Source organism: Corynebacterium amycolatum SK46 (assembly GCF_000173655.1).
GTDB lineage: Bacteria > Actinomycetota > Actinomycetes > Mycobacteriales > Mycobacteriaceae > Corynebacterium > Corynebacterium amycolatum_A.
In genome coordinates this window covers 266775-289190 of the sequence record NZ_ABZU01000002.1, presented here as the reverse complement: position 1 = coordinate 289190, position 22416 = coordinate 266775, and the positions used below count along the sequence as shown (strand labels likewise).

The window sequence follows — 22416 nt, the reverse complement described above, 5'->3', positions numbered from 1 at the left end:
CTGCCCCTCACATGCGTTGGCGCATGTCCGCTTTCTTCCTTAGAGACTCATCGGCACGAAAAGTGAACAACCAATAGAAAAGAAATCACTCCGCAACGATGAACACCTCCCTCCCCTCAGCAACGGGACGCATCCTGTTCGTCGGCGCTGGTCCTGGAAATCCCGACCTGCTGACGCTTCGCGCCCGTGAGATTCTCGCAGACACCGCTATCGCCTACGTCGACGTCGATGTCATGCCGGGGGTTCGAGAGCTCGTCGCAACCGATGTACCTGTTCCTCCCGAGCTGCTGAAGGAAGCCGAGGAAGAGTACGAGCGCATGTGCGCCGCCGCCAAGGCCAAGGGATCTCGTCGTAAGCCGCCTCGTCCGGCACCGCCGACCGCCGCAGATTTGCGCGAGCCTATCGACGATCCCAAGAAGATGGCCGAATTGCTCGTCGAAGAAGCTGCTAAAGGCAGTGACGTGGTGCGTTTGGTGGCAGGCAATCCGCTGACCAACGATTCGCTGCTGGCCGAAATCAACGAGATCTCGCACGCCGAGGTTGAGTTCCAAATCGTCCCTGGCATGTCCGTGCCCTCCACCGTCCCGGCATTTGCCGGTATCGCGTTGGGCTCGACGTACACGGAGACCGATCTCGGTCGCGCCGATGTGGACTGGGACGAGCTAGCGCAGGCACCGCAGCCGCTGGTGCTGCAGGCCGTGCAGGACGACCTGTCCGCCATTGCAACTGAGCTCGGCGAACGCGGTCTCCCGTCGTCGTTGCCGGTGTCGGTGACTGTCAACGGTACGACTCGTCTGCAGCGCACCTACGACGTCACGCTGGGCACCTTGGCGCAGCTCTCGGGTGACCTGACCGGTCCGCTGGTGGTCACGCTTGGCAAGGGCGTGGACAATCGCTCGAAGTATTCATGGTGGGAAAACCGCGCCCTCTACGGATGGAAGGTGCTGGTCCCACGTGCCAAGGCGCAGGCAGGGCCAATGAGTGCCCGTCTCGTTGGGCACGGCGCCATCCCGATTGAGGTCCCGACCATCTCAATCGAGCCACCGCGCAGCCCGGCGCAGATGGAACGCGCCATCAAGGGGCTTGTCGACGGCCGTTACCAGTGGGTTGTCTTCACTTCCGTCAACGCCGTTACCGCAGTGTGGGAGAAGTTCCAGGAATTCGGCTTGGACGCGCGCTCCTTCGCTGGGGTCCGCATCGCAGCCGTCGGCCATCGCACCGCCGCTGCCATCCGCGATCTCGGCATTACCCCGGAGCTGCTTCCGGATGACACTCGTCAGAACGCTGCGGGCATCGTCGACGTATTCCCGGAGTACATCGAGGATCTCGATCCGGTCAACCGCGTGCTGCTGCCGCGCGCCGATATTGGCACCGATGTGCTTGTCGACGGTCTGATTGACCTGGGCTGGGAAGTTGATGATGTGGTCGCTTACCGTACCGTGAGGGCAGCGCCACCGAGTGCGGATATCCGCGACATGATTAAGTCCGGCGGCTTCGACGCTGTGTGCTTTACCTCGGGGTCGACGGTGAAGAATCTGGTCGGCATCGCGGGTAAGCCGCATGCTCGCACCATCATTGCCTGCATCGGGCCGATGGCCGCAGCCACGGCTCGCGAGTACGGCCTGCGGGTAGATGTCGTGCCGGAGCGCGCAAGCATCCCAGAGCTGGTGGACGCGCTGGCAGAGCATGTTGCGCAACTGCGGGCGGCAGGGCAGCTGCCACCACCGCGCAAGAAGCGTCGTCGTTCGCGTAAAACCAAGGGCTAAGCCGGGGCGAATCGGAGCGAGTTCGCGTTTTGATTAAGGTTGTCTTTATGACTACATCTGGAGCTTCTGAATCATCCCGCGAAATCGATCTCGAACAGTTTGGATTTCCTCTCCCGATTCGTCGCCCACGCAGGCTGCGCACCAACCCGGTGATGCGTGCGATGACGGCGGAGACGACACTGACTCCGAAGAATCTCATCCTGCCCATGTTTGTTGCAGATGGTATTGATGAGCCGAAGCCAATCAGCTCCCTGCCCGGGGTAGTGCAGCATACCGAGGACTCCCTGGTAGAAGCTGTGCGAGAGGCTGTTGAGGCAGGTATCTCGGCGGTTGACCTCTTTGGTGTCCCGCTGGATGCGGACAAGGACGGCGAGGGCTCTGAGTCCTGGAATCCGGAGGGCGTTCTCAACCGCGCCCTGCGTCGTCTCCGCGACGAGTTCGGGAATGACATTCTGATTATGGCCGACACCTGCCTGGATGAGTTCACTGACCACGGACACTGCGGCGTGCTGGGCACTGATCGCTTCGGCAACACGGTCGTTGAGAATGACCGCACGCTGATTAACTACGTCAAGATGGCCGTTGCGCAGGCCGACGCCGGTGCACATATCGTGTCCCCGTCGGGCATGATGGACGGCCAGATTGCCGCCATTCGCGAGGGTCTGGATGCCGCTGGCCATGAGGATGTCTCCATCATGGCGTACTCGGCAAAGTACGCCTCCGCCTTCTATGGTCCATTCCGTGAAGCCGTGGGCAGCTCGCTGCAGGGCGATCGCCGTACCTACCAGCAGAATCCTGCGAACCGTCGTGAGTCCCTGCTCGAAGTGCAGCTCGACGTTGACGAGGGTGCGGACATGGTGATGGTCAAGCCGGCCATGAGCTACCTGGATATTCTGCGCGAGGTCGCGGATATGTCGCCGGTGCCGGTTGCCGCCTACCAGGTCTCTGGTGAGTACGCGATGATTCACGCCGCTGCCGCCAACGGGTGGATTGACCTGGATGCTGCGATGATGGAAGCAGTGCTGAGCATTCGCCGTGCCGGTGCGGAGCAGATTTTGACCTACGCAGCGGTGGACTTGGCGAAGAAGCTGCGTGCCCAGTTCTAATCTGCTGAGGTGAACGTGCAGTAATAAACATCGAGAAGTGGACGGATGACTAAAGAAGAGAAGAAGCCCGCAATTCCCGAGCAGGTCGAGGGAGCTAGGCAGGCGTGGCGGGTTACGGCCGTGTTGCAGCTGCTCCTCGCTGCAGTTGCCACGGTGACCTACTGGCTGCATCCGGAAATGCTGATGAGCCCCTCAACCGCTAAGGAGAATTTCCCGGGTTTCAGCGAGGGCCAGATTGATGCCGCTATGAAGGCGAGTATCGTTATCGCGTTCTTTTTCGCAGTGGGGCTTTGTATCGCGTTTTTCGCAATCATCGAGCGAATGCGCAAGGGGAGCGAAGGTGCTCGCACCGTGCTGGTTATCGGCTCGCTTTACCTGGCGTTGTCGGCGCTGATGTCCTTCTTCTCTTCTACGGCTTCCGAAGCGGGAGTGCCGGCATCCCTCGTTCTTATCAGCGGAATCGTGCGAATCGCCTCGGCCACTGCCGCGGTAGCTGGTCTAGTGTTGGCCGCTTCGAAGGAGTCCAAGGACTACTTCGACCATCAGCGCCCGTCGAAACCGTGGACTCCGTCCGCCTCAGAATCGCATCTGCCGAGAGCGTCGAAGCATGGCGCTGATCCACAGCAGCAACAGCAGCTGGACCAGTCACAGCCCAAGCAGTCCAAGCAGCCTGAGGAGTCCAAGCAATGATGTCCCTCCCGAGTCGGCCTTGGCAGTGGGTGCTCTTCGTCGCGCTCATCGCCCAGATTGTCCTGAGCTTGATACTGGTCACCGGGGATTATTCGCAGGCTCCCGCCGCCGTTGGCCGCGATATCTATATCGTCGCCGGTGTGTCGCTGGTCTGCTCGCTTATTGGTAGCGGCTGCTTGCCGACGGCCACTGAGTTCAAACTCTCCCGGAACTGCCTGCTCATTATGGTGATTATCACGGCTCTCGCCATGTTCTTTGCCATTATGGCCGGCGCGCTGACTGTATGGGTTCTCGCGCCCAGCCTGGCGATGGCGTGTGGACTACTGTTGCTCTATCGTGAATTAGCGCTCACGCGCGCCAACCAGCCACAGGATTAGACGGAAAGTTTCAAAGGCCATGAGTGACACCGGTGAGTTTGATTTCTCTCTGGACAATCGCGTTGAACAGGCGATTGTGGATGCCAAGGTCGCTGCTCGTAAGGCATTGCCACGAAGCCGTCAGGACATCGACGAAGAAAGTGCTCATCAGCGGCTTGCACACCGCAGAGGCCAGTCCAACACAGCTTTCGCACTCATCCTGGAAAACTTGGAAAACGCCGAGAGTGCTGAGCGTGCTGAGCATGTTTTGGAATCCTTTCCAGATGTGACGGCCTCTGTGGTCTACAAGCCCGGACGCGCGTGGATTACCGCGCCCGATACCATCGATCCGAATCAGTTCATCGAAGCTCTCCGCGAAACTGGGATCGAGTCGTACCTCACGCGCAGCACGCTTCGGCGTCGTGCAACTCGGCTGGATGTGTCGCAACATCGCCGTCCCGCTGTTCCGGCTGCCGCTCAACAGAATGAGGAGGAGCGCATTCGCCGTCGTGAAGCGGCCTTGCGCCGAAACGGTGGCGGTGCGGAGGTACTGTTCACGGCGCGTGAACTGGTGACCAAGCAGCGCTTTTGGGGAAGCCTGTTCCTATCGATTCCAGTGCTGGTGACGTCGTTGAACGTCAACTGGCAGTTCCCGGGCTGGCAGTGGATGTGCCTTGTGCTGACCACGATTGTGGTGTGGTGGGGTGGTTGGCCGTTCCACCGGGCAATGGCGGCGTCCCTGCGTCGGCGGATGTCGGCGCTGGATGGGGCGAGCTCCATTGCCATCCTGTTGGCGTGGATGTGGTCGCTGGCGCAGCTTATCTTTGGTCCCGCGGGACAGATTGGATATACCACTGCGCCCACGTGGTTTGCGTTCAATTATCGAGAGAGTGCCTCAGCGGAGGTCTTTTTCGACGTTGCCTGTGGCCTGACTGTGCTGTTGCTAACAGGTCGCATGTTTACGCGCTACAACAAGGTGCGTACTGGACAGATTTTGCGCAACCTGCGCATTCCAGCTGAGCGAAACGTGACAGTCGTGCGCAAGAGCGCCAAATCCGCGGAGCCGAAACGGGTGGAGGTGACGGTCGCGGAGCTCAATATCGGTGATGACATCGTGGTTCCACCGCGCTCGGTGATTCCGGTCGATGGCTCAGTCATCGGTGGTGCGTCCACGATGGATGCACAGCTACTCGGTATTGGCGTTGAACCGCAGAAGGTCAAGGTCAACTCCAAGGTTTGGGCCGGCGCAATCAACCTGGATTCGGAGCTCAAGGTGCGCGTGGAGCGCACCGGTTTCAAGACCCGGGCGTCGTCGATAGCGCGCTGGCTGCGTCAAGCGGTTCGAGAAGAAACGGTGATGCACCAGACCGCAGTGCACTCGGCATCAGAGCTGGTGCCGTGGACGCTGTCGTTGGCGGGTGTGGCATTTTGCGGCTGGTGGCTGGCGACGGGCACGATGAGCGGTGCCCTCGCGGTGGCGCTGGCCATGCTCTCGGGCATCGCGCCGGTGGCATTGGCAATGTCTACGTCGACCGTGCAGCGCATCGGGATTCTGGCCGGTGCTAGTAACGGAATTTTGATTCGTGGCAATGAGACTTTCCGGAAGTTGGCTACCGCCAATGTGGTGATTTTTAACCGGGTTGGAACCCTGACCGAGGGTGACACCCACGTGCTCGGTGTCGCCGCTGAGCGCAATGAAAATCCGGATTTGGTTCTGCGTGTGGCGGGCGCTCTCATGATGGAGAGTAACCACCCGGCATCGGCGGCCATCGTGCGCGCGTGCCGTGCATCCCGCGACGCCGGTTCCGGCGGTGGCGAGGTGCCGCACTGGATTGAGACCGTGCATGTCGCAATTGCGGAAGACGGTGCGTTCGTTGGCCAGGTAGAGATTCCGGTGAAGGACTCCGACGACAAGTTGGAGATGCGCTTTGTTGAGGGGCGTGTTTGGCGTCCGCGTGATCTCACTGCACTCAGCGAGAAAATGGCCGTGGCTGCGCTCAGTGGCGGTACTCCGATGGTGGTGTCGTGGCGTGGCAAGGTCCGTGGTGTTATCACCATTGGTGAGGACATTAAGCCCGATGCGGTCGAGAGCATTGACCAGCTTGAGGATATGGGCGTGGACACCATGATGATCACTCGAGATCCGTATCCAGTAGCTCGTCGTTTTGCTGACCGGCTGAATATCTCGCGAGTATTCGCGGGCATCATTGCCTCCCGCAAGGCCATTGCGGTGCGTTCGGTCCACAGTGACGGTGAGACAGTCGTGATGGTTGGCGACAAGGACATCCGGGACTCTCTGCGTGCCGCTGACGTGGGTGTTTTGATGGACAACACCGAAGGCAACCAGAATCTTGATGTCGATTACGCCGATGTCGTGGCACTGCGCAACAACGTGTTGTCGATTCCGGAGGCCATTGAAATCGCACGTGCTGTGGTGCGGATGATGGACTCCAACATCTACTTTGCGTGGTTCTACAACGTTGCAGTCATCCTGCTGGGTATGACCGGTATGATTCACCCGCTCCTGGCATCGCTATTGATGATTTTCTCCAGCTTGTGGATCGACTGGCGTTCCCGTCGAGTGTCGTCCCGCAGGAAGCATCTATTCAGGGTGAAGCTGGGACGTTGGTAGGGCAGGGTAGCCCTTAATCCGAGTGGCCGTCTACGATGGTCACCGTGACTCAAGACATTAATGCTCCTCATGTCCCAGAAAACGTTGAGCTCACCGAGCGTTCGGCAGAGTTCTTTACGCAGGCTCAGGCAGTGACGCCGGGTGGCGTGAACTCGCCGGTCCGCGCCTTCGGTTCCGTCGGTGGCACCCCACGTTTCATTGACCACGCCGCGGGCTCTCGTCTCGTGGATGTTGATGGCAACGAATATGTGGACTTGGTCTGCTCGTGGGGCCCGATGATTCTGGGCCACGCGCACCCGGCAGTGGTGGAGGCCGTTCAGAGCGCCGCCACTCGCGGGTTATCTTTCGGCGCTCCGACGACGGCTGAGACCGACCTGGCTCGCCACATCGTCGAGCGCACGTCGGTAGATGAGGTACGTCTGGTCAACTCCGGCACTGAGGCCACCATGTCCGCAGTTCGCCTGGCTCGCGGTTTCACTGGCCGTTCCAAGATCATCAAGTTCGCCGGCTGCTACCACGGTCACGTGGACGCGCTGTTGGCATCGGCGGGTTCTGGTGTCGCTACTTTCGGTCTGCCGGATTCGCCGGGTGTCACCGGTGCATCGGCTGCCGACACCATTGTTGTTCCTTACAACGACATTGAGGCGGTCAAGGCCGCATTCGCTGAGAACCCGGGCGAGATTGCCTGTGTCATCACTGAGGCGGCAGCGGGCAACATGGGTACCGTCGCACCGCAGGACAACTTCAACGCGAAGCTGAAGGAAGTCTGCCACGCAGACGGCGCTCTGCTGATCCTCGATGAGGTTATGACTGGCTTCCGCGCTTCCTACAACGGCTGGTACGGCATTGATGGTGTGGCCGGTGACCTGACCACCTTCGGCAAGGTCGTCTCCGGTGGTTTGCCGGCCGCTGCCTTCGGCGGTCGCCGCGACATCATGGAGTACCTGGCTCCGAACGGTCCGGTGTACCAGGCAGGCACACTCTCCGGTAACCCGGTCGCTATGGCAGCTGGCCTGGCCAACCTGGAAAACGCTACGAAGGATGTCTATGACACCGTTGCGGCCAATGCGGATCGTCTGGCCACGATTCTGTCCGATGCCCTGACCAAGCAGGGCGTGGCTCACCACATTCAGCGTGCGGGCACGATGCTCTCGCCGCGCTTCGCCGAGGGCGAGGGGCACAACTTTGAGCAGATGCAGGCAGCGGATACTTTCCGCTACCCGGCCTTCTTCCACGCCCTGCTGGCCAATGGTGTCTACCCGCCGGCTTCTTGCTACGAGACCTGGTTCGTCTCTGCTGCGCTGACCGACGCCGACTTCGAAATCATCGAGCGTGCAGCAGCCCGCGCGGCCGAGGCGGCGGCAGCCGCCAAGCCGGAGTAGGTGACACGTGCCGCAGAAGACCAATTCGCAGGCCGAGCAGCAGGCCGCGCAGCAAGCCACACCGCAGGCAGCACCGCAGGCCGCGCAGCCGGTACAGCCGACACAGCCGGAAAATCAGACAGCTAAGCGTGCGACAAAGCACGCCAAGACCACGGTGGTACACCTCGTCCGCCACGGCGAGGTTTATAACCCGGATAAGATTCTCTACGGACGTCTGCCCGGCTGGCACCTGTCAGAGCGCGGTCAGCGCCAGGCAGCAGCCACGGCCTCGTCCTTTGAAGGCCACGACATCCGCTACTTCGCCTGCTCTCCGCTGCAGCGCACCCAGGAAACCTCACGGCCTTTCACCGAGGTAATCGGCACGAAGCCAAACCTGGATGAAGATCTCCTGGAGGCCGGCAACACCTTTGAGGGATTGCACATCAAGGGCATTGACTCCGCACTGTGGAATCCGAAGTACTGGCCACGGCTGCGTCGTCCGAGCGTTCCCAGCTGGGGCGAGCCCTACGAGGAGATTGCGGACCGTATGTTCCACGCCATCGAGCGAGCCCGCGAGGCCGCCGAGGGCGCGGAGGCGGTGCTGGTGACTCACCAGCTGTGCATCATTGCAGCTCAGCGTCGTGCGCGGTACTTGAAGCTCGCCCACAACCCGGCAACTAGACAGTGCAATCTGGCGAGCGTGACCTCCTTGATTTTCGTCGGAGACACCATTGTCGACGTGCGCTACAGTGAGCCGGCCGGTCACCTGTAAGGTGAATAAATAGTTTTGTTGAAGTTTCACTGACCCCGGAAGGTGGCACCCAGGTGGCCAAGGTCTCATCGTCCCGAATTGCAGCAACGCTGGCGGCAGCAACTCTGTCTCTGTCGCTCGCGGCATGTAACCCCGGAGAGTCGGTGGGACATGACGCCGTTGCCGTTGGTGGTCAGTTCGAGTTCGTTTCTCCGGGTGGTCAGCAAATCATTGACTACGCACCGGAGGAGCGCAAGCCGGTTGGCAAGGTCTTCGGTCCTTCTTTGGAGGACGACAACAAGGAAATCTCCCTTGAGGACTTCAAGGACCAGATTGTGGTTCTGAACGCCTGGGGTCAGTGGTGTGCACCGTGCCGCTCCGAGTCTGATGACCTGCAGTACGTTCAGGAACAGATGGAAAAGCAGGGAATTGGCACCGTCCTCGGCATTAACGTCCGCGACAATGTCCGCCAAGCTCCCATCGACTTTGTGAAGGACAACGGCATCACCTACCCGTCCATCTACGACCCGGCTTTCGTCAACGCCGGTGCGCTCGGTGGTATCCCGGCGTCGGTGATTCCGACGACCATCATCCTGGACAAGCAGCACCGCCCGGCGAAGGTCTTCCTCCGCGAGGTCGATCACACGATGCTGATGAAGGCCGTCAATGAAGTGAAGGCGGAGGGCTAGGCCCCGTCATGTCAACTCTTGCCATGGACACGATCTATTTTGCCGATGGCATCGGTCAGCAGTTCGCGGACGTCGCCACCGGCGGTCCCATTGTGTTGGGGCTGCTTGCCGCTGCACTGGCCGGTCTCGTCTCGTTTGCCAGCCCGTGCGTCATTCCGCTCGTGCCCGGTTACGTCTCGTATCTCACCGGTATTTCCGGAGCATCGGGGGTGCAGGGCAATGGCGTGACGACGGGAGTTGCGGACGCAACCTCCGTCGATAAGCATGACGGCGATGGAGGCCGTGGCCAGCGTTCCTCGACTGCCCGCGTCGGCCTGGCTGCGTTGCTGTTCGTATTGGGCTTTACTGTCATTTTCGTGCTGGGGTCGGCCTCGATTTTCGGGCTCGTGTCCACGTTGCGTTTGCAGGCGCGCACGCTGACGATTGTTGGTGGCGTGGTGACCATCGTGATGGGACTTGCCTTCATGGGCATGGTGCCAGCGCTGCAGAAAGACACCCGCATGGCGCCGAAGCGCTGGACCACGTGGCTGGGAGCTCCACTGCTCGGCGCGGTGTTCGCGCTGGGGTGGACGCCGTGTCTGGGCCCGACGCTGACTGCGATTATTTCGGTGTCCGCAGGTACGCAGGGCATGACCGCGGCCAGGGGAGTGGCGCTGATTATCGCCTACTGCCTGGGGCTGGGGCTGCCGTTCATTTTGGTGGCGCTGGGGTCGGCACGCGCGATGCGTGGAGTGGATTTCCTGCGCAAGCACTCGCGAACTATTCAGATCATCGGCGGCGTGGCGCTGGTGCTGGTGGGAATTGCCCTGGTCACGGGACTGTGGGATGTTTTTGTTGCCTGGGTTCAGGCCGCTTTTATTACTGATACGGTAACGCCAATTTAATGAAGGAATTCTTCGATGTCGGTGAATTGGAATAAGGTACGACAGCCCTTCCAGCAGGTCTGGAATTGGTTAACCAGTATGCGCACGGCGCTGATTCTGCTGTTCATCCTCGCTTTCGCAGCGGTTCCGGGTGCCCTGTTGCCGCAGCGCTCGCTGAATAAGGACAAGGTCGACCAGTACCTTGCCGCCAACGGCAAGACCGCCGAGATCATGGATAAGCTGCAGTTTTTCGATGTCTTCTCGGCCGTCTGGTTCGTCGCCATCGTGGTCTTGCTGCTGATTTCCCTGGTTGGCTGCATTATTCCGCGCACCATCGACCACTACAAGGCCATGAAGACGCCACCGGCTAGGGCACCAAAGCGGTTGGCGCGTCTTCCGCTTCACGACGAAGCCGTGGTCGATGCTTCCGCGGACGAAGTTTCTGAGCGGGTGCGTGAGCGCCTGAACAAGTGGGCGTTGACCGAAACCCCAGCAGATGAAGATCGCGCTGGAGCGCGCTCCTTTTCCGCGGAGAAGGGCTACCTGCGTGAGTTCGGCAACCTGGTGTTCCACCTGGGCATTGCGCTGCTGATTATCATCGTCGCTTGGGGGCGCATGGCCTATTACGAGGGCCAGGTCATTTTGCTGACCAACACCGGCACTGAGATTTCTGATGACAATGTCAACAGCGCGGTGGGCGTTCCGTTTTGTAACACCGCTGCGGCGAACTATGACTCGCTGCGCTCGGGCAACACCTTCGACGGAACGACTTTGAACCCGTTCTGTATTCAGGTGGAGGACTTTGCCGCTGATTACCTGCCGAACGGCCAGGCCAAGATGTTTACCTCGCACATCCGATTCGCAGAAGAAGAGGATATGCGTAAGCCGGTCGATGAGTGGGAGAAGACCACGCTGCAGGTCAACCACCCTCTGCGCATCGCCGGTGATCGAGTCTACCTGCAGGGGCACGGCTTTGCGCCTGCGTTCAAGGTGACCTGGCCGAATGGTGAGTCGCGTACGTCGATTGTCCAGTTCCGCCCGGATGACCCGACCTTCTTCCTGTCCTCTGGTGCGCTGCGTTTCGACCCACCAGCGGGCATGTACCCGGACTTGTTCGAGCGCCGCCAGAACCAGATTGCAATCGAGGGACTGTTCGCTCCGACCGCGGAGTTTACTGGTGAAAAGGGTGCTCTGCTGCAGTCCTCTTACCCGGCGATGCAAGACCCGGCCGTGGCTGTCGACATCTACCGCGGCGACGCGGGCTTGGACACCGGTCGCTCGCAGGGGCTGTTCTCCCTCGACCGCGACCTGATGCACTCGGGTCAGCTGGCTAAGGAAGCCCGCGTCAACCTCAAACGGGGCGAATCCACCGAGCTTGCCGACGGCACCGAGATTGAATTCCTCGGTGCGAAGGAATTCGTCAACGTGCAGATCTCGCATGATCCCACGCAGTTCTGGGTATTGGTGGTGACCCTAGCCGCACTGGCGGGCATGGTGATGTCGCTGGGTATTAAGCGCCGGCGTGTTTGGGTGCGCATGTTCCCGCTGGACGATGGCCGCACTCGCGTTGAGTTCGGTGGCCTTGCCCGCACCGACAAGGCAGGTTGGGGCGAGGAGTTCCAGTACATCGTAGATGACATCCTGGAACGTGACAGTGATGACGAGGATGCTGCCGACCAGGACACTGCGGACATTGATGCGGCGGACAATGGTAGTGATGACGTGGACAGTGAAGGCAAGAGAGTCAAAAACTAACTAGCCGCTAAGGCCGATTCATCCACTGCAGGAGGGGTGAATGCGCGGGGGTGAAGATTGCGCCTCCGCGCAACTTTTTCGTGTCCCCGTGTCCGGCCCCCTTTTGCTTAGTCCTGCTTTAGTACTAGGGTGTGAAGGAGTATTCCGCTAATTCCACACTTTGGAGTCAAGTACATGCTCGTCAATAAGACACTGGCGCAGTTTTCGGACTGGTCGTACTTCACGGCCTTCGCCTTTTATCTTGTGGCCTTTGTTGTTTCCATTGCCTACTACAGCCGTCGTATCGCGGCCGCTGAAGCTAAGAGTCAGGTTGCGGAGCGCGAGCTGGTAGCCGCCGGTGCTGGTGATGGAGCTACCACCGCTAGTGTCGCTAACTCGGTGGAGTCGGAGACGAAGGCGTCGGCAAGCGTCGTTAAGAATCAGGCGCTGACACAGAAGCTCGGCGTTGTGGCGGAAATGCTGATTTACGTCGGTGTAGCTGTGCACTTTGCATCGGTGCTATTGCGTGGCCTGGCTGTGCAGCGTTTCCCGTGGGGCAACCTCTACGAGTACATTTCGGTCTCCATTCTGTTTGCGATGGTCGTTGGTGCCGGTGTCCTGCACCGCGAGACCATGCGCGTGTTCTGGCCGTGGACGCTGGCACCGATTCTGGCGCTGATGTTCTACGGCGGTAGGAAGCTCTACACTGAGGCCGCTCCGGTTGTGCCGGCCCTGCAGTCGATTTGGTTTCCGATTCATGTGTCCATCATCTCTATCGGCTGTAGTATTGCGCTGATTTCCGGTGTGGCATCCATTCTCTACATGCTGAGGATGTACAACCGCAAGGGCAGCGAAAAGGGTTTCCTGGGCAAGCTGGTCTCGCCACTGCCGGATGCACAGAAGCTGGATGCGATTGCTTACCGCACCGCTATTTGGTCCTTCCCGCTGTTCGGTCTGGGTATTGTGCTGGGTGCTATTTGGGCGGAGTCCGCATGGGGTCGCTTCTGGGGCTGGGATCCGAAGGAGACCACGGCTCTGATTACCTGGATTATCTACGCCCTGTACCTGCACGCTCGCGCGACCTCGGGTTGGCGTAACACCAAGGCCGCGTGGATTAACATCTTCGGTTTCGCGACCATGGTGTTCAACCTCTTCTTCATCAATATGGTGGTTTCGGGCCTGCACTCTTATGCTGGCCTGAACTAAGCCTTCACACGTGTACAAAGCCGGCATCGCCGGGTGAACTAGAATCGCTTCCATGCGCGTTCTCGTCACCGGTGGTGCCGGCTTTATTGGTTCCAACTTCGTTCTCCGCACTCTGGCTACACGGCCCGATGTGAATGTCACGGTACTTGACGCTTTCACCTATGCCGCGAACCCTGCGAGCTTGGAAGGTGCGGACTGTGAGATCATTCGCGGCGATGTTCGTGACGCGGAGCTGATCGATCGCCTCGTGCCCCGCTTCGACGCCGTCGTTCACTTCGCCGCAGAGAGCCATAACGACAACTCGCTGGTGGATGCCAATCCATTCGTCACCACCAATGTGCTGGGCACCGTGAATCTGGCGAAGGCCTGCGCCACCCATGAAGTTCGCCTCCATCACATCTCTACAGACGAGGTCTTTGGTGATCTCGCTCTCGACGACCCAGCACGCTTTACGACGGCCACCGCGTACAAACCCTCCAGCCCCTACTCGGCCTCCAAGGCGTCCGCCGACCACTTTGTCCGGGCGTGGGTGCGCAGCTTTGGGCTGGCTGCGACGATTAGTAACTGCTCGAACAACTACGGACCTAGGCAGCATCCGGAGAAGCTGATTCCCCGACAGATTTGCGGCCTGCTCCGTGGGCGCAGCCCTCGCGTGTACGGCACCGGCGAGAATGTTCGGGACTGGATCCACGTCGATGATCACAACGATGCGGTCTGGGCAATCCTGGATGCCGGCGAGGTGGGGGAGACCTACCTGATTGGTGCTGATGGCGAGCGTTCCAACCTCGATGTGGTCGGTGACATCCTGGAGGGCTTCGGACGTGCGCGGTCCGACTTCGTCCATGTCACCGACCGCCCGGGGCATGACCGTCGTTACGCTATTGATCCCGCATCTATCCGTACCCTCGGCTGGCAGCCGCGTTACCAAGACTTTTCTTCTGGCCTTGCCGAGACCATCGACTGGTATCGCGCCAACGAGTCCTGGTGGGCCGCGGCCTACGATGCCGCTGAGGCTGGCTACGCCGAGCGCGAGCAGGAGTTGTAGTTCTGATTTGGCTGGTTTGGGTTGGTTGGGTTGGTTGGGCTCTGTCTAGCCAGCACCCCGGTTACTTGGTACGCCCCATGCGTCACTTCAGCCACGCCTGCAATATAGTTCCCATGCGCACCAGGTAAAGGGCTCAAAACAGGCCCAAAATACCCAGACTCGCATGTTTGGTGGCATTTTCGGGCTTTTGGGTGAATCTGACCTGGGAGTTTCTAATCTGAAGCCCACCAAACATGCGAGTCTGCGTCGAAACACCCCCTGTGAATGGCGTTAAACGTTAATTTCGGCTCGGCGACTACCCAGCCCACACCCAACCCACCACCAGCCCGAACCCGTCCCTCGCGTCTACACTTATTACCCATGAGCCCTAAGAGCACATTCCAGCCCACTTCCATCGACGGCGTTTTCACCTTCGAACCGGTCATCCACGGCGACAGCCGCGGTAGTTTCCACGAGTGGTATCGCCTCGACGCATTCGCCGAGGCCACGGGCTATCCGTTCTTCCCAGAGCAGGCCAACATGAGTGTCTCCGCCGCGGGTGTTGTTCGTGGCCTCCACTTCGCCGACGTCAGCACCGCGCCAGATGGTCACCCCGGCCAGGCGAAGCTGGTCACTTGTCCCGCGGGCCACATCCTCGACATTGCGGTTGACCTGCGGCGCGGCTCCGACACCTTCGGCAAGGTCGAGGTTTTCGAGCTCGACAGCAAGACCCGCCGCGTGGTCTATCTCCCCAACGGCATCGGACATGGCTTCGTTTCGCTTGCCGACGACTCCGTGCTCACCTACCTCACTTCCACCGGCTACAACCCGGAGGCTGAACGCGCTGTCAGTATCCAGGACTCGACTCTCGGAATTGACCTGGCCGCGCTACTGGCCAAGGGCGGTCTCACCGAAGCGGACATGATTCTCTCCGAGCGCGATCAGAAGGCCCCGACCATCGAGCAGTTCGAGGCCGAAGGCAATAAGCTCCCCAGCGAGTTTGACTGCAAGGATCTCGAGAACATGGCTCGCGACGAATGGGCAATCGCCAACGAAGCGGCCGGGCAGTAACGCAGAAAGGCGCGAGCACTATGAAGGGCATCATCCTCGCAGGTGGCACAGGCTCTCGGCTGTTTCCAATCACCTTGGGAATAAGTAAGCAGCTGGTTCCGGTCTATGACAAGCCCATGATTTACTACCCACTGAGTACGCTGATGCTAGCGGGAATCAGGGACATCCTCGTCATCACCACGCCACATGATGCCCCGCAGTTTGAACGCTTGCTTGGCGACGGCTCGCAGTGGGGCCTCAACCTCACCTTTGCCACCCAAGACCAGCCCCGTGGTCTGGCAGAGGCATTCATCATCGGTGCGGACCATATCGGCGATGACTCCGTTGCACTCATCCTCGGTGACAATATCTTCTACGGTGCTGGCCTGGGCACGCAGCTGCGCCGCTTCCATGACGTCGATGGCGGAGCGATCTTCGCCTACTGGGTCGCAGATCCCACCGCCTACGGAGTCGTGGACTTCGACCAAAGCGGCAAAGCCGTGGCCATCCAAGAGAAGCCGAAGAAACCTCGCAGCCACTTCGCGGTGCCGGGTTTGTACTTTTATGACGCCGAGGTTGTAGAAATAGCTCGCTCGCTGCAACCGTCGTCACGCGGCGAATTGGAAATCACGGATGTTAACCGCGTCTACTTGGAGCGAGGAAAACTGCAGGTAGAGGTGCTGCCGCGCGGCACGGCGTGGCTGGATACCGGCACGGTGGACAATCTGATGGCCGCGGGCGATTTTGTGCGCACGATTGAGCAGCGGCAGGGCCTCAAGATTGGTTCGCCGGAAGAGGTGGCGTGGCGCATGGGATTCATTGACGATGCTGCGCTTAGCGCGCGTGCCGACGCTCTCAGCGCCAGTGGCTACGGGGAATATCTGCAGCAGTTGTTGCTGCGTGGCAAGGATGTTTAGTCGGTTTCGCCGGGATTATCAGGGCTATCGGGTCCATCTGATTTATCGCCCTGGTTGCCTTGGTCGCGAGGCTCGCGTTCGCGCCGTTCCTGTAGCTCCTGCTCACGCTTGCGGCGATCGAATTCGGCCTTCTTGAGCTTCCAGAGGAACTCCGGATCATCGTCGGGAGCGAGCGGACGGGGTTCCGGTTGCGGAGCGGAAATACGTCGCATGCCGTTGCCGCGGCTGCCGGGGCCAAATGCCTTCCACAGCATGACTACGACAAGGATGATGAACAGCAGCAGAATGAGCCGACCCATGTAATAGCTAACCTCCTGGATTTACCGACTAGAATACGCAACGAGTCCCATAGTGCCCACGAGGGGTATCGCACCACATGCGGTACGGCGTACAGAGTTCGCTAGGGTACAAAGGAACGTTGGACACGAACAGCCATGGACGCTAACAACGCCCGGGCGCAGCACAGGCGTAACACGTAGAGGTGAGGGTTTAATGACCAATCCAGCAGAGCAGGACAAGTCGGCTTCTGAGGCTGAAGTGGAGTCGGCTCAAACTCCGGTTTCGGCTCCAGCCGCTCCGAAGCAGTCAGCTCCTAGCTCCAAGAATGCTGGTCGCGGCAATGCCATGAAGGGTCTGTTCTGGTACGGCCTTGCGCGTCTGCTGTTGTTCCTGGTGCTGTTCTTCATCCTGCTCGTGATTATCTACCTTGTTGGCGTGCGGATTCCGGCCGCAATTACGGCTGTGTTCGCATTGATTATTGCGATGCCGCTGTCGGTGTTTGTGTTCCCGAAGCTGCGCGTCCAGGCCAATGAGTCTGTTGCAGTGTGGTCGGAGAACCGCCGCGCACACAAGGAATACATCGCGCAGCAGATTAAGGACCGCGAGGAAAACTAGCGCGCTTCTCTAGCTGCTTTCCTGCACCTGATCCAGCACTCGCTCGATTGCCCGGTTCACCGCTTCCGGCGCTTCCAGCGGCAACATGTGGCCGGCCCCGTCGACTTCAACCAGTTCGGCGTCCGGCCACTTTTCCATAATTAGGTCTGCTTGCTTGCGCGGAGTGACATCGTCCTTTGTGCCCACCAGTACCGCTCCTGGTAACCCCTCCAAGTAAGGTCCGGCCGCGAACTCGTCGTGGTCCTGCAGGTCGTCCAGGTAGCCCACGAAAGTTTCCAACGGTGTTTCATTGATCATGGCCGCGTGGAACTCGATGATCTCGTAGTCCGTGCGTCGGGCGAACACCGCCACCGCCAACGACGGAGCCATCAGTGACGCGATTGCCTCGCGGAACTTGCGAATCTCCTTCGGTGAGGACTCAATCGCATTGCGCGCCGCATCCGCCACCGGGGACGCCAGAATCTGCGGCACACCCTGGGCGGCCAGCTTGTCGATAGACGTGGAAATCAGCACCACACCCGCTATCCGACGGCGAATGCTCTCCTCAGCAGCCCGCACCATGTGCAGTGCAATCAAACCGCCTAGCGAATGCCCAACCACGATGAGCTTGCCGGTCGCGGCACGTTTCGCAATCACGGCCAGCGCATCGGCCGCAGCACCTTCGACCGTGCAGAGTGAAGCCGGAACCGCTCCGGTCTGGCCGTGGCCGCGCAGATCCATAGTCAACAGGTGTGCTTCCGGGTGCGACTTTCGCAGCGCGTTGAACTGCCGGTACCAGGACTCACCAGCCAGGGTGAAGCCGTGGATAAAGACGATGGTCACGGGTTCTTTGGCGGGCTTGCTAGGTTCAACTTCGTACCAGTGCACCGGAATGTCGGTGGTGACAGCATCCGGCTTGTCGCTGGCCGTCCGCTCGTCATCCTTGGCCGCAATCTCGGCTGTGACCGGTGCGGTCTTGATATGCACCACGCCGGTTGACGTGAGGTCGGTCAGACCCGGTGTGCGAGTCTGCGAATGCAGCGCGCCGTGCTCCAGAGCCAGTCGGCGGCGTCCCGATTTGGTCAAACGCAGAGCAGCGCTGCGCGCGAAAGCTGGAGCCTTGGCTGCTGTGTCGCCAACTCTGGTTGCGGCCTTCTGGGCGTCGTCAAGCGCCTTGTGTGTCAGTGTGTGGAAGTCCATCGGTGCCCCTTAGCTGAGCGCGAGTGCGAGTGCCGTGATGACGGACCAGGCAAGCATCATCTTGCCGGTAAGCCCCAGCACCGGGATGAGCTCCTTGCCCTTCTTATGCATGCGGATTGGCTCGGAGGCCTTCACCCACAGCGGCACGATGAGCAGACCTACCAGCGCCCATGGGCGCCAGAAAGCGATAAAGATGCTGGCCAACGCGGGCATGATGGAGAGGATCTGCCAGACGATGCGGGTGCGGAAGTCGCCCAGGCGAACCGCGAGCGTGATTTTCCCGGTGGCGGCATCGGTGGGGATGTCGCGCAAGTTGTTCGCCAGGTTCACGGCAGAAGACACCGAACCGATACCAATTGCGCAGGCCAGGCCGACCCAGGACAGCGAGCCGGTCTGAGTGAACTCCGTGCCGAGCACCGCTACGAGACCGAAGAAGACGAAAACCGAGACCTCGCCAAGCCCACGATAACCGTAGGGATTCTTGCCTCCGGTGTAGAACCACGCCGCTGCGATGCACAGCGCGCCGACCAGAATCAGCCACCACGCGCTCATCATGGACAGCGCTACCCCGGCAAGACCAGCAACGCCAAAGGCGCCGAACGCCGCGTACTTCACAACCTTCGGCTCCACCAGACCAGAACCAGTTAGGCGCAGCGGGCCCGAGCGGTCATCGTCAGTACCGCGGATGCCATCGGAGTAATCGTTGGCGAAGTTCACGCCCACAATCAGCGCCCACGCAACAACAAGCGCGAGCACCGCACGTCCCCAAATAATCGGCGCGTGCGTCGATGCCGCTCCGACACCGACGATGACCGGCGCAAACGCATTCGCCCAGGTATGGGGGCGCGCGCCTTCCAGCCAGTCGCTTAACGACGCCGTTGCAGGACTCTTTGGTGCTTCAGACATGAATTAATAATAGGACGTGAAGCTACGTGCCTTGAACTAATGCGGGTTCGAGTGGCTTAAAGGCTGGAGGACACAAGCCCAAAGGCTAAAAGAGCGCCGCGACTTTCTTCCGGTCGACCTTGCCCGGCCCAATCAGCGGCAGTGCGTCCACGCGACGCAGGTCCTTGGGAATCATCCAGTGATTGATTCGCCCGGCGTCTTCGGCATCGCCGAGGCCGTCCATAATATCGCCGAGCTCAGCGGTTCCTTCATACGCTGCGACGATGGCCTGGCCGAGCCGTGGGTGTGGCACGCCGACCACGCAGGCTCCCGTAACTCCATCGATGGCGAGCAGTTCATGTTCGAGGATCTCGGGGTGCAGTTTCAACCCGCCGGAGTCGATGATGGTGTCCAGGCGTCCCGTAATGACTAGTCGGCCATCGCGGATCTCGCCCGCATCGGAGGTGGCGAACCAACCTGGTTTATGGAAAGCCTCGTGACTGGGCGCGTTGCGGTAACCGTGTGCAATCATCGGCCCGCCCAGCCAAACGCGACCATTTTCGATGGCGACCTGTGCACCCTCGATGGGTCGGCCGTCATAGACGCAGCCGCCGGCTGTCTCGGAGGAACCATAGGTGGTCACGACGTTGATGCCCAACTCTTCAGCGCGTGCTGCCACCTGCGGGTTCAAGGCCGCGCCGCCGACGAGGACGGCATCAAAGAGGCGCAGGGCTGCCGCACCAAAGGGTTCTTCCATCGCCTTCGCCAGCTGCATCGGAGCGAGCGAGGTGTAGGCACGGTCGCTGGCGCCAGCGCCTGTGAGGGCTTCGGCCCCGTCGGCGAATGCGGCCACATCAAAACCGTCGGTCACATCCACACACACCGGATCCGTGCCCGCGAGTAGCGAACGGATGAGAACCTGCAGGCCAGCGATATGGTAGGCCGGCATCGCCAGCAGCCACTGTCCTTCACCGCCGAGCCACTGATGTGTGGCGGTAGCAGAGGAGACCAAGTTATCCACCGTCAGCTGTGCACCCTTGGGAGTGCCGGTGGAACCGGAAGTGCCGACAACAAGTGCGATGGACTCATCGATTGGCTCACCTGCGCGTTGCGAGTTCCGCAAGATTGAGGCGCGCGTGCAGTCGTGAAGCGGAACGGGGAGCAGCGAGACCTCGCCGTCCAGCGCGGCTCGGAGGTCGGGCAGGATGGCGGTCGGGTCGTGGGGATTGACGGAAAGCAGGCTGAGCGTACGCACAACCCAAACCATAGCCCGTGTTGTGCCGTAGTTTCTGGTGGCGAGGTCGGAACAATCGCCGCCGCGGGCGTGTTGCGCAGAGCATAGACAGTCGTAGATAGAAAGGCGTAGAAGATGGGTTGGATGTTTGGTAGGTCAGCGGAACTGGTGCCGGAAGATGAGGCGCTCAAGGGCGGCTCGCACCCGGTGTTGGAAAATCCAAAGCCGCATGCGGTGCTCGGCACGCCGATCACCGGCCCATGGGAGGATGGCCAGGAGGTCGTCTACATCGGTATCGGCTGTTACTGGGGCGCTGAGAAGCTGTTTTGGGAAACACCGGGCGTGCTCAGTACGTCGGTCGGGTTCGCCGGTGGCGTGACACCGAATCCCACCTACCGTGAATCCTGCACTGGGCGCACCAACCACACCGAGATTGTGGAGGTCGTCTACGACCCGGAGCAGATTAGCTTCGACCAGCTGATTGTCAAGGCCTTCGAGGCCCACGATCCCACGCAGGGCTACCGCCAGGGCAATGACGTCGGCACACAGTACCGTTCCGCGATTTACACGACGACGCCCGAACAGGCGCGCCGGGCGCAGGAGATCGCCGATGCGTACGCGCCGAAGCTTGCCGACGCTGGTCTGGGTGCCATCACCACGGAGATTAAGCCGCTGTCGGAGACTCCGGCAGGGGAGTACTACCGGGCTGAGGACGAGCACCAGCAGTACTTGTTTAAGAATCCGAACGGCTACTGCCCGGTGCATTCGACCGGTGTGGCCTGCGGGATTTAAGGGCGAAACCTCTTAGAACGTAAATGTGCGATTAGTAAAACTCACTGAGAAAAGTAAGGTGGTTATATCAATCTGATAGTTGAATAGGAGTGAACCCTTGTGGTGAAACAAGTACTGCGCGTTGCATTTGCTTTCGTCGGCGTAGTTGTCGGCGCGGGCTTTGCGACGGGTCAGGAAATCATGCAATACTTCGTCGCCTTTGGCATCAATGGTGTCTGGGGTGCCGTTCTCTCAGCGGTGATCATGAGCCTGATGGCTATGATCATCCTGGAGCTAGGAAGCTACTTCCAGGCCACAGAGCACGGCGAAGTTTTCCGGCGCGTATCGCATCCCATCTTCTCGCGTGTGCTGGACATCGGCGTGATTATCACGCTCTTCGCCACCGGGTTCGTCATGTTCGCCGGTGCCGGTGCCAACATGGAGCAGCAGTGGGGGCTTCCCGTGTGGATTGGTGCCGTGATTATGGTGCTGGTGACCATTGCGGCCGGTTTCCTCGATGTGGACCGCGTGACCACTGTGATCGGATCCATCACGCCGTTTATCGTTGGCTTTATCCTGCTGGCCAGTATTTATACCCTGGCGTTTACCGATGCCACCCCGGCCGCCGAGCAGGCAGCTGCCGTTGCGGAAGTCCCGACCACCCTGCCGAACTGGGTTGTCGCCGCGGTGAACTACGTCGGTTTTAACCTGATGGTTGCGGTTTCCATGGCGATTGTTATTGGCGGCAGTCTGTTCAACCCCCGCGCCGCAGGAGCAGGTGGGTTTACCGGTGGTTTGATTTACTCCGCGATGCTGCTGATTACCACCATCACGCTGTTCCACACTGTTGGCACCGTCGCCACCGATGCCGTGCCGATGCTCACCGTCATTAACCGCCTGCACCCGTGGCTGGGTCAGGCAATGGCCGTGGTGATCCTTGGCATGATCTTCAACACGGCACTTGGCATGTTCTATGCGCTGGGCCGTCGCGTCACCGCTAAGCACCCGGAAAAATTCAAGATTGTTTACGTCGGCCTGGTTCTGCTCGGTTTCGCCTTGAGCTTTATGGGCTTCCAGAACCTGATTGGTTGGGTCTACCCGATCTTGGGCTACATCGGTCTTTTGCTCATTACCGTGATGCTCGTTGCTTGGCTGCGCGGTCGTGAGCGTATCAGCGAAGAAACTTCCCGCCGTAAGCGCATCTTCCGCCTTGTTCGCCGTGGTCGGAAGAAGGAAGCTCGCGAGGAAATCGAAGACTCCAACCTCAGCGTCGAAGAGGTACGCGAGGCTATCGAGGAGTAGGCGGGC

Annotated in this window: 21 protein-coding genes; 17 read left to right on the top strand and 4 right to left on the bottom strand. The window is 60.2% G+C overall.

Going from position 1 to position 22416, the window contains the following annotated elements; translation table 11 throughout:
• Window positions 1-98 precede the first annotated feature (98 nt).
• The 14 genes from CORAM0001_RS03210 to rfbA all read left to right on the top strand — a co-directional run bounded on the left by CORAM0001_RS03210 (window position 99) and on the right by rfbA (window position 16145).
• The gene (locus CORAM0001_RS03210) at window positions 99-1766 is read left to right on the top strand and encodes a bifunctional uroporphyrinogen-III C-methyltransferase/uroporphyrinogen-III synthase (RefSeq protein ID WP_005509986.1); all 1668 of its coding nucleotides are present in this window, start codon (window positions 99-101) and stop codon (window positions 1764-1766) included.
• A 47-nt stretch (window positions 1767-1813) separates the two neighbouring features.
• A complete protein-coding gene (hemB, locus tag CORAM0001_RS03205) occupies window positions 1814-2872 on the top strand; it encodes a porphobilinogen synthase (RefSeq protein ID WP_005510011.1) in 1059 nt (352 codons plus the stop codon).
• Window positions 2873-2917: 45 nt separating this feature from the next.
• Entirely contained in the window at window positions 2918-3562 is a 645-nt protein-coding gene (locus CORAM0001_RS03200; protein ID WP_005509811.1) for a hypothetical protein, read from the top strand.
• Window positions 3559-3939 (top strand): hypothetical protein, encoded by a 381-nt coding sequence (locus tag CORAM0001_RS03195; RefSeq protein ID WP_005509794.1) that lies wholly within the window; start codon window positions 3559-3561, stop codon window positions 3937-3939. The genes CORAM0001_RS03200 and CORAM0001_RS03195 overlap by 4 nt, the downstream gene beginning before the upstream one ends.
• Window positions 3940-3958: 19 nt before the next feature.
• Window positions 3959-6550 carry a heavy metal translocating P-type ATPase gene (locus tag CORAM0001_RS03190; RefSeq protein ID WP_005509937.1) on the top strand — a complete coding sequence of 864 codons (2592 nt, stop codon included), beginning with the start codon at window positions 3959-3961 and terminating at the stop codon, window positions 6548-6550.
• 35 nt (window positions 6551-6585) lie between these two features.
• Window positions 6586-7932, top strand: a complete 1347-nt coding sequence (gene hemL, locus CORAM0001_RS03185) for a glutamate-1-semialdehyde 2,1-aminomutase (protein WP_005509909.1) — start codon at window positions 6586-6588, stop codon at window positions 7930-7932.
• 154 nt (window positions 7933-8086) lie between these two features.
• Window positions 8087-8683, top strand: a complete 597-nt coding sequence (locus tag CORAM0001_RS03180; RefSeq protein WP_040361019.1) for a histidine phosphatase family protein — start codon at window positions 8087-8089, stop codon at window positions 8681-8683.
• A 53-nt stretch (window positions 8684-8736) separates the two neighbouring features.
• Window positions 8737-9351, top strand: coding sequence for a TlpA disulfide reductase family protein (locus CORAM0001_RS03175; protein ID WP_005509804.1), 615 nt, complete (start codon window positions 8737-8739; stop codon window positions 9349-9351).
• 23 nt (window positions 9352-9374) lie between these two features.
• A complete protein-coding gene (locus tag CORAM0001_RS03170; protein WP_040360940.1) occupies window positions 9375-10235 on the top strand; it encodes a cytochrome c biogenesis CcdA family protein in 861 nt (286 codons plus the stop codon).
• 15 nt (window positions 10236-10250) lie between these two features.
• Window positions 10251-11969 (top strand): cytochrome c biogenesis protein ResB, encoded by a 1719-nt coding sequence (gene resB / locus CORAM0001_RS03165; RefSeq protein ID WP_005509889.1) that lies wholly within the window; start codon window positions 10251-10253, stop codon window positions 11967-11969.
• Between the two features lie 174 nt (window positions 11970-12143).
• Window positions 12144-13154 carry a c-type cytochrome biogenesis protein CcsB gene (ccsB, locus tag CORAM0001_RS03160; protein WP_005509962.1) on the top strand — a complete coding sequence of 337 codons (1011 nt, stop codon included), beginning with the start codon at window positions 12144-12146 and terminating at the stop codon, window positions 13152-13154.
• Window positions 13155-13206: 52 nt separating this feature from the next.
• Complete coding sequence (rfbB, locus tag CORAM0001_RS03155) at window positions 13207-14199, top strand: dTDP-glucose 4,6-dehydratase (protein WP_005509743.1); 993 nt, start codon at window positions 13207-13209, stop codon at window positions 14197-14199.
• 360 nt (window positions 14200-14559) lie between these two features.
• Window positions 14560-15249 carry a dTDP-4-dehydrorhamnose 3,5-epimerase family protein gene (locus tag CORAM0001_RS03150; protein WP_005509908.1) on the top strand — a complete coding sequence of 230 codons (690 nt, stop codon included), beginning with the start codon at window positions 14560-14562 and terminating at the stop codon, window positions 15247-15249.
• Between the two features lie 20 nt (window positions 15250-15269).
• Complete coding sequence (gene rfbA, locus CORAM0001_RS03145) at window positions 15270-16145, top strand: glucose-1-phosphate thymidylyltransferase RfbA (protein ID WP_005509973.1); 876 nt, start codon at window positions 15270-15272, stop codon at window positions 16143-16145.
• On the opposite strand, the gene CORAM0001_RS03140 is transcribed toward rfbA, so the two are convergent.
• A complete protein-coding gene (locus tag CORAM0001_RS03140) occupies window positions 16142-16444 on the bottom strand; it encodes a hypothetical protein (protein ID WP_005509907.1) in 303 nt (100 codons plus the stop codon). The genes rfbA and CORAM0001_RS03140 overlap by 4 nt on opposite strands.
• A 193-nt stretch (window positions 16445-16637) precedes the next feature.
• Here CORAM0001_RS03140 and CORAM0001_RS03135 point away from each other — a divergent pair, with 193 nt between their 5' ends.
• Entirely contained in the window at window positions 16638-17039 is a 402-nt protein-coding gene (locus CORAM0001_RS03135; protein ID WP_005509943.1) for a DUF4229 domain-containing protein, read from the top strand.
• Between the two features lie 9 nt (window positions 17040-17048).
• Here the strand turns inward: CORAM0001_RS03135 and CORAM0001_RS03130 are convergent, their stop codons facing one another.
• The 3 genes from CORAM0001_RS03130 to menE form a co-directional block, all read right to left on the bottom strand.
• Window positions 17049-18218 (bottom strand): alpha/beta fold hydrolase, encoded by a 1170-nt coding sequence (locus CORAM0001_RS03130; RefSeq protein WP_005510066.1) that lies wholly within the window; start codon window positions 18216-18218, stop codon window positions 17049-17051.
• Window positions 18219-18227: 9 nt separating this feature from the next.
• A complete protein-coding gene (locus CORAM0001_RS03125; RefSeq protein WP_005509806.1) occupies window positions 18228-19124 on the bottom strand; it encodes a 1,4-dihydroxy-2-naphthoate polyprenyltransferase in 897 nt (298 codons plus the stop codon).
• Window positions 19125-19209: 85 nt separating this feature from the next.
• Entirely contained in the window at window positions 19210-20370 is a 1161-nt protein-coding gene (gene menE / locus CORAM0001_RS03120) for an o-succinylbenzoate--CoA ligase (protein WP_005509888.1), read from the bottom strand.
• A gap of 102 nt (window positions 20371-20472) precedes the next feature.
• Here menE and msrA point away from each other — a divergent pair, with 102 nt between their 5' ends.
• Both msrA and CORAM0001_RS03110 read left to right on the top strand, forming a co-directional pair.
• Window positions 20473-21129: a peptide-methionine (S)-S-oxide reductase MsrA gene (msrA, locus tag CORAM0001_RS03115; RefSeq protein WP_005509953.1), complete on the top strand. Its 657-nt coding sequence runs from the start codon at window positions 20473-20475 to the stop codon at window positions 21127-21129.
• Between the two features lie 99 nt (window positions 21130-21228).
• The gene (locus CORAM0001_RS03110) at window positions 21229-22410 is read left to right on the top strand and encodes a YkvI family membrane protein (protein WP_005509988.1); all 1182 of its coding nucleotides are present in this window, start codon (window positions 21229-21231) and stop codon (window positions 22408-22410) included.
• Window positions 22411-22416 lie beyond the last annotated feature (6 nt).